Source organism: Frigoribacterium sp. PhB24, assembly GCF_003755185.1.
GTDB lineage: Bacteria > Actinomycetota > Actinomycetes > Actinomycetales > Microbacteriaceae > Frigoribacterium.
The window spans coordinates 275,923-283,008 of sequence record NZ_RKIC01000011.1; the positions used below are offsets into that span (position 1 = coordinate 275,923).

A 7,086-nucleotide genomic window follows, 5' to 3' on the forward strand; every position below is an offset into this window, starting at 1 on the left:
GACGGGTAGGTGACCGGCTCCGCGTGGCCATAAACTGACGCGATGATCTGGCGGAACCGCCCCACGCGCGGCGACGAGACGCAGGGCGACGCGGTGAGCGGGCAGACGGCCGGTGCCGTCGCCGATCCGTCGGTGCCCCGGGGCATGGTCATCGCGGGGGCCTGGTCGTGGCGCATCCTGCTGCTCGTGGCCGTGGCCGGTGTCTTCGTCTGGCTGGTCACCCAGCTGCGGGTCATCGTCATCCCCTTCCTGGTGGCGCTGCTGATCTCCGCCCTGCTCGTTCCGCTCTCGGGGTGGCTGCAGCGACATCGCTGGCCCAAGTGGCTGGCCGTCGTGTCGGTTCTGGTGGGGTTCCTCGTGGTGGTCTCCGGCCTCGTCGTGCTCGTCGTCCTGCAGATCGTCGACGGCTGGCCCACGTTGCGTGATCGGTCCATCGCCTCCTACGGCGACTTCAAGGACTTCCTGCTCACGTCGCCGTTGCATCTCACCGAGGCCCAGATCAACGGGTACGTGTCCGACGCGATCGCGGCCGTCCAGCAGGACAGCCAACCACTCGTGCGCGGTGCCCTCTCGGTCGGATCGACCGCGGGTCACGTGGGGGCCGGGCTCGTGCTCGGTCTCTTCGCGACGATCTTCGTGCTCGTGGGCGGGTCCGAGATCTGGCGGTGGGTCGTCCGCCTCTTCCCCCGGGCCTCGCGTCCGGCGATCGACGGTGCGGGCCGGGCGGGGTGGCTCACCCTGACGAACTTCGTCAAGGTGCAGATCTTCGTCGCGTTCGTCGACGCCGTGGGCATCGGCCTCGGCGCGTTCTTCCTCGGTCTGCCGCTGGTGGCGCCCATCGCGATCGCGGTGTTCCTCGGGTCGTTCGTGCCCGTCGTCGGCGCCGTGGCGACCGGAGCCGTCGCCGTCGTGATCGCGCTCGTCTACAACGGTTGGGTCGTCGCCCTGCTGATGCTCGCCGTCGTGATCCTCGTGCAGCAGATCGAGGGCCACCTCCTGCAGCCGTTCGTCATGGGCAGCGCCGTCAAGGTGCACCCTTTGGCCGTCGTCTTCGCCGTCGCGGGCGGCACCCTGGTCGCAGGCATCCCCGGGGCCCTCTTCGCCGTTCCGTTCGTGGCCGTGCTCAACGTCATGATCACCTATGTCGCGAGGGGCACGTGGCGCGGCGAGCCGCGGCCCCTCGAACACGACGTCACTCAAGCCGGAGGTCTCACCGATGTCTGAACGCACCCTGGCCGGTCCCACCCTCGTCGAGATCGAGGAGGCGCGAGAGCGGGTCTCACGGGTCGTCCGCGTCACCCCGATGGAGACCTCGCAGTATCTCGCGGACGTCCTGGGCTCCCGCGTGCACCTCAAGTGCGAGAACCTGCAGCGCACGGGGTCGTACAAGATCCGCGGCGCCTATAACAGGCTGACGCAGCTGACGGACGACGAGAAGGCGCGGGGGGTCGTCGCCGCGTCGGCCGGCAACCACGCGCAGGGTGTCGCCTTGGCCGCCCGAGAGCTGGGCATCGCCGCCACGATCTTCATGCCCGTGGGCGTCGCGCTGCCCAAGTTGCAGGCGACGAGGCACTACGGTGCCGACGTCGTGCTCCGGGGGCACACGGTCGAGCAGTCGCTCCGAGCCGCGCAAGAGTTCGCCGACACGACCGGCTCCGTGTTCATCCCCCCGTTCGATCACGCCGACGTCGTCGCCGGTCAGGGCACCCTGGGGCTCGAGATCCTCGAGCAGGTGCCCGACGTCGACACGGTGATCGTGCCCGTCGGCGGGGGCGGCCTCGCGGCCGGCGTGGCCAGCGCCCTCAAGCAGAGCGCGGCGCTCACCGGGCGTGACGTCCGCATCATCGGCGTGCAGGCGGCCAACGCCGCGCCCTACGCCGTCTCGATGAAACTCGGCGTCCGGACCGACATCGACGCCCAGCCCACGATCGCCGACGGCATCGCCGTGGCCAAACCCGGCGTGCTCAACTTCGAGATCATCCGCGACACGGTCGACGAGATCGTCACGGTCAGTGACGACGACACGGCTCGAGCGATGCTGGTGCTCCTCGAGCGCGCCAAGCTCGTCGTCGAGGCCGCGGGCGCCGTCGGCATCGCGGCGATCCTCACCGAGCAGGTCCGCGACCTCGGCACGACCGTGGTGATCCTCAGCGGCGGCAACATCGATCCGCTGATGATGGAGCGCGTCATCGGTCGTGGCCTCGCCGCCGCCGCCCGTTACGTCAAACTGCGCATCGGCATGCCCGACCGCCCGGGCCAGCTGACCCGGGTCAGCGAAGTGCTGTCCGACGCCAACGCCAACGTGGTCGAGGTGCTGCACACCCGCCACGGACGAGGTCTGCAGATCAGTGAGGTCGAGCTCGAGCTCAGCGTCGAGACGCGCGGGCCCGACCATGTCGAAGAGGTCCTGCAGCGGCTGCGCGACGCGGGGTACCAGCCCAACGTCGACTTCTGAGCCGCCTCCCAGGGCGCGACCGCGCCTCCTGCCGTGACCTGCGCCTCCGGGCGTGACCTGCGCCTTGTGTCGTGACCTGCGTGTCCGGGCGTGACCTGCGCCTCCTGACGTGACCTGCGTGTCCGGGCGTGACCTGCGCCTCCTGACGTGACCCGCGCCTCCGGGCGTGACCCGCGCCTCCTGGTGAGCGCCCGGGGCGGCAAATCAGGAGAACGACGACGGGGGAGTGCTGGACGGAAGGTTCGACCGTCGTTCTCCTGAGTTGCCGTTGCCGTTGCCGTTGCCGATGCCGTTGCCGATGCCTACGCCGATGCCGATGCCGGCAGGCGTCAGGGCGTGGCGGGGACGACGAAGGCCCCCGCTCGTCGAGCAGGGGCCTTCATCGCCGGCTGACCTACGGCTGGTAGGTCTCGACGTTGGTGATCGACACCGAGATGTCCTTGCCGTTCGGTGCGGTGTAGCTGGTGGTCGTGCCGACCTTGAGGCCGTTGATGGCCTGACCGAGCGGGCTGGCCTCGCTGTAGACCGAGAGGTCGCTGCCGGCCGCGATGATCTCGCGGTTCCCGAGCAGGAACGTGCTCTCGTCGCCGGCGATGGTCGCCGTGACGACGGTGCCGGGCCCGACGATGCCGTCGGCGGCCGTCGAGTCGCCGACCGTGGCGTGCTTCAGCAGATTGATCAGCGTGCGGATGCGTGCCTCCATCTTGCCCTGCTCGTCCTTCGCGGCGTGGTAGCCGCCGTTCTCCTTCAGGTCGCCCTCTTCGCGGGCTGCCTCGATGCGTGACGCGATCTCTCGACGCCCCTCGCCGCTGAGGGTGTCGAGCTCGGCCTGCAGACGGTCGCGGGCGTCCGTCGTGAGCCAGGTGGTCTCGTTGTCAGTGCTCATGGTGTCTCCGTTTCGTGCGGCGGCCGAACCCGGACGGGCAGGTCGAGCCGAGGAGGCGCGGTGCCGGGAACCGGGGCGAGGTCGCCCACCGAAAAAAGGAGACCGGCCGAGTGGCCGGTCTCGTCGTGCGATTTCGAGCAGTCTAGGGAAGCCAGCACCGGTAGATCAAGCCCGTGACCGCCCGTTCGGACGTCGCGAGCGAGGTCGTGTACGTCACCGACCGCTGCTCGGACGCGGGTAGGTGCACGATCTTCCAGCCCACCACCGCGAAGCCGCTGTTCTGGGCCTCGACCGCGCAGTCGACCGCCTCGCCCGTGTCCGCCGTGACGGTGTACTGGACGTCGACGGCCCGGTCGGAGGTCACCTGGTAGCCCACGTCGGCGGACTCGAGCTGGGACGAGGTGCCGTCGAACGCGGCGAAGACCACCCAGGCGGCGAAGACGACGACGAAGGCGACGGCCACCGACAGCCCCACGACGAGACGCCGACGCCGACCCTGCGGGGAGCGCCCGTAGCGGGCGTCGAGGCGCGACGAGGGTGGTGTGACACGGGGCGTGGACGTCACGCGGATCTCCGTCCGATTAAGCTGTCCCCAGGGTAGCAACGTCTGCCCGGCACACATTGCGAGGAAGAATTGACCCTGCGCCTGCTGGCGATCCACGCCCACCCCGACGACGAGTCCAGCAAGGGCTCGGCGACCTACGCCTACTACCGCAGTCTCGGCGTCGACGTGCTCGTCGTCAGCTGCACCGGCGGCGAGCAGGGCTCGATCCTCAACGAGCAGCTCGAGGCGCGAAGCCACGCCGAACGCGACATCGCGGGCCTCCGCGTGCACGAGATGGCCGCGGCCCAGGCGGCCATGGGCATCGACCACCTGTGGCTGGGTTACGCCGACTCGGGGCTGCCCGCCGAGGGCGAGTCGGTCGCCGTGAACTCGTTCTCGACGATCCCGCTCGAGATCAGTGCCGAGCCGCTCGTCGCCGTCATCCGCCGCTTCAAGCCGCAGGTGCTGGTCACCTACGACGAGAACGGCGGGTACCCGCACCCCGATCACATCCGTACGCACGAGATCTCGATGGCCGCCTACCGTGCCGCCTCCGACCCTGCGCGCTACCCGACCACCGGCGACGCCTGGCAGATCGACAAGGTCTACTACGACCGCATGTTCAGTGCCGGCCGCATCGGCGCGATGATCACGCACCTGCGCGAGAGCGACCCCGAGTCGCCCCTCATCGACTCCCTGACCGAGATGCTCGCCCGATTCAGCGACCGCCCCGACCTGGCCACGACGCGTGTGCCGGTCTCCGACTTCTTCCCCGTGCGCGATGCCGCCCTGCGGTCCCACGCCAGCCAGGTACCGCTCGACAGCGCGTTCTTCTTCTGGCCGCACGAGCTGCAGGTCGCCGCGTGGCCCACCGAGGACTTCCAACTGGTCGAGTCGAACGTCGAGTCCGACCTGCCCGAGGACGACCTCTTCGCCGGGGTCGTCGACCCCGACACCGGCCTCGCGGGGGTGCGGAGATGAGCGCGCTCACCGACTCGGTGCTCACGGTGACGACCCGTCTGCTGGCCCAGCCGCAGACGCCCGACCCGACCCTGCCGCCGTCGACCATCCCCGACGAGGCGGTCACGCCTGGGGTCTGGGGCTTCGTCGCCATCGCCTTCGTCGCGGTCGCGACGGTGCTGATCGTCGTCGACATGACCCGTCGGGTGCGCCGCACCCGCTACCGCGGCGAGGTGCGTGAACGTATCCAGGCCGAGCGAGACGAGGCGACCCTGGCCGCTGCGGCGCTCGACGACGAAGCACTGCCCGGCGACGCCGACCGGCCTGCCCGTTCCGTCGAGGGCGACCTCGACGACGACGGCGACCGCAGGAGGCGCGAGCGCGACTCGTGACCGGCGCGACCGGCGTCGAGGTGGCGACCCGCGCCTCCTCGGCTCGGGTGGCCTCACCTTAGAAAGTCGGCGGGTTCAGGGCCACGAGCAGGATGCCCGTCCAGTGGCAGAGGTACGCCAGCACCGTCATCGTGTGGAAGAGCTCGTGGAACCCGAAATGCCCCGGCACGGGGTTCGGCTTCTTGATGCCGTAGAACACGGCGCCCGCGATATAAAGGGCGCCACCGACGAGCACGAGCACCATCATGGCGACGTTCGCGTCGAGCAGGTCGACGACGAACCCCAGCGCGCCGACTCCTAGCAGGACGTACAGCGGCACGTACAACCAGCGTGGCGCGTTCAGGAAGAACACCCGGAAGAGGATGCCCAGCACCGCACCCGTCCAGACGAGCACGAGCAGGGTCACCCCCTTCGACGGCGGGAGGGCGATCACCGCGATCGGGGTGTAGGTGCCGGCGATCAACAGGAAGATGTTGGCGTGGTCGAGGCGCTTGAGGAAGCGTTTGGCGTTCGGGCTCCACGGGAAGCGGTGGTACGTCGCCGAGATGCCGAAGAGCAGCATCGACGTCGTCATGAAGACGGCGCAGGCCCAGGTCGCCGCCACGCCCTGGGCGAGGACGACGAGGACGATGCCCGTCGCGATCGCGACCGGGAACGTCGCCGCGTGGATCCAGCCACGCCAGGTCGGCTTGCGCTCGATCGAGGCGTAGGCGAGGACGTCGTCGAGCAGCGGCAGGTTCGGGATGTCGGGCTCGTCGGCCCGCAGGGTCGCACGGTCACCGTCGGCGGGGCTGCTCATGGGGCCGAGCCTAGGGGAGCGTCCGAGAAGGCGGGCTGAGAATTGTCGGCTCTGCGGAGGGCCCGCCGTGGGCTACCGTAGCCCTGTGAAAAAGCGCCGTCCCTCTCCCCTCGCCAGGGGAGTCCTGTACGGCCTGTACCAGAACCGCATCCGCCGCAGCCTCGATGGTCAAGAGCTGCCCCACCACGTCGCCATGATCGTCGACGGCAACCGGCGGTGGGCCAAACAGCGCATGCTCGAGACGGCCGCGCACGGGCACCGTGCGGGTGCCGCGAAGATCAGCGAGTTCCTCGGCTGGTGCGACGACCTGGGCATCAGGGTCGTCACCCTCTACCTGCTCTCGGCCGACAACCTGGGCAACCGCCACTCGGACGAACTGACCGAGCTCTTCGGCATCATCGGCGACGTCGCCGACGAGCTCTCGCACCAGCGCGACTGGCGCGTGCAGCACGTCGGAGCGACCGACGACCTGCCGCCGACGCTCTGCTCTGCCCTGCGCGACGCCCAGGCCCGGACGGCCGACAAGACCGGGCTGCACGTGAACCTCGCCGTCGGCTACGGCGGGCGCCGTGAGATAGCCGATGCCATGCGCAGCATCGTGCGGGCGCACGACGCCGCCGGGGGCACGCTCGACGCCCTGGCCGAGGTGCTCACCCCCGAACTGATCGCCGACCACCTCTACACGGGCGGGCAGCCCGACCCCGACCTCGTCATCCGCACCTCGGGTGAACAGCGCCTGAGCGACTTCATGCTGTGGCAGAGCGCCCACAGCGAGTTCTACTTCGTCGAGGCCTTCTACCCCGACCTGCGCGAGGTCGACTTCCTCCGCGCGGTGCGCGACTTCGCGCTCCGGCACCGCCGCTACGGCAGCTGACGCGGGCGCGGTCGCCGTCTCGGTGCCGCGCTGGTGTCGGTGACTCCGGAGGTCGGCGGTGCCGCGCCTCCTGGCGGGGGTCGGGTGTGCCGTTCTCCTGAGTTGCCGGTGGCCGGCTGGATTGGGGGAGCGCGCTGGTGTCGGTGACTCCGGAGGTCGGCGGTGCCGCGCCTCCT

Annotated in this window: 8 protein-coding genes; 5 read left to right on the forward strand and 3 right to left on the reverse strand. The window is 69.9% G+C overall.

Features of this window, described 5'->3' with window-relative positions; all coding sequences use genetic code 11:
• Window positions 1-42 precede the first annotated feature (42 nt).
• Together EDF50_RS08970 and ilvA are read left to right on the forward strand one after the other, a co-directional pair.
• The gene (locus tag EDF50_RS08970) at window positions 43-1,224 is read left to right on the forward strand and encodes an AI-2E family transporter (protein ID WP_123519210.1); all 1,182 of its coding nucleotides are present in this window, start codon (window positions 43-45) and stop codon (window positions 1,222-1,224) included.
• Window positions 1,217-2,455, forward strand: coding sequence for a threonine ammonia-lyase (gene ilvA / locus EDF50_RS08975; RefSeq protein WP_123519211.1), 1,239 nt, complete (start codon window positions 1,217-1,219; stop codon window positions 2,453-2,455). Before EDF50_RS08970 ends, ilvA begins: the two co-directional genes overlap by 8 nt.
• A gap of 394 nt (window positions 2,456-2,849) precedes the next feature.
• Here ilvA and greA read toward each other — a convergent pair whose 3' ends face one another.
• Complete coding sequence (greA, locus tag EDF50_RS08980) at window positions 2,850-3,341, reverse strand: transcription elongation factor GreA (protein WP_123519212.1); 492 nt, start codon at window positions 3,339-3,341, stop codon at window positions 2,850-2,852.
• A gap of 142 nt (window positions 3,342-3,483) precedes the next feature.
• A complete protein-coding gene (locus EDF50_RS08985; protein WP_158612672.1) occupies window positions 3,484-3,906 on the reverse strand; it encodes a DUF4307 domain-containing protein in 423 nt (140 codons plus the stop codon).
• Window positions 3,907-3,975: 69 nt separating this feature from the next.
• Here EDF50_RS08985 and mca point away from each other — a divergent pair, with 69 nt between their 5' ends.
• The gene (gene mca / locus EDF50_RS08990; RefSeq protein ID WP_199738691.1) at window positions 3,976-4,866 is read left to right on the forward strand and encodes a mycothiol conjugate amidase Mca; all 891 of its coding nucleotides are present in this window, start codon (window positions 3,976-3,978) and stop codon (window positions 4,864-4,866) included.
• Window positions 4,863-5,237, forward strand: a complete 375-nt coding sequence (locus EDF50_RS08995) for a hypothetical protein (protein ID WP_123519214.1) — start codon at window positions 4,863-4,865, stop codon at window positions 5,235-5,237. Before mca ends, EDF50_RS08995 begins: the two co-directional genes overlap by 4 nt.
• A 58-nt stretch (window positions 5,238-5,295) precedes the next feature.
• Here EDF50_RS08995 and EDF50_RS09000 read toward each other — a convergent pair whose 3' ends face one another.
• Window positions 5,296-6,036 (reverse strand): hemolysin III family protein, encoded by a 741-nt coding sequence (locus tag EDF50_RS09000; protein WP_123519215.1) that lies wholly within the window; start codon window positions 6,034-6,036, stop codon window positions 5,296-5,298.
• 85 nt (window positions 6,037-6,121) lie between these two features.
• Here EDF50_RS09000 and EDF50_RS09005 point away from each other — a divergent pair, with 85 nt between their 5' ends.
• On the forward strand, window positions 6,122-6,910 hold the full coding sequence (locus EDF50_RS09005; RefSeq protein ID WP_233570471.1) for an isoprenyl transferase: 789 nt from the start codon (window positions 6,122-6,124) through the stop codon (window positions 6,908-6,910).
• The last annotated feature ends 176 nt before the right edge of the window (window positions 6,911-7,086 follow it).

What these genes read in the sequence shown, in the direction of transcription:
- EDF50_RS08970 (WP_123519210.1), top strand. Translation starts at nt 43, where the DNA reads ATGATCTGGCGGAACCGCCCCACGCGCGGCGACGAGACGCAGGGCGAC.
- ilvA (WP_123519211.1), top strand. Translation starts at nt 1,217, where the DNA reads ATGTCTGAACGCACCCTGGCCGGTCCCACCCTCGTCGAGATCGAGGAG.
- greA (WP_123519212.1), bottom strand. Translation starts at nt 3,341, where the DNA reads ATGAGCACTGACAACGAGACCACCTGGCTCACGACGGACGCCCGCGAC.
- EDF50_RS08995 (WP_123519214.1), top strand. Translation starts at nt 4,863, where the DNA reads ATGAGCGCGCTCACCGACTCGGTGCTCACGGTGACGACCCGTCTGCTG.
- EDF50_RS09000 (WP_123519215.1), bottom strand. Translation starts at nt 6,036, where the DNA reads ATGAGCAGCCCCGCCGACGGTGACCGTGCGACCCTGCGGGCCGACGAG.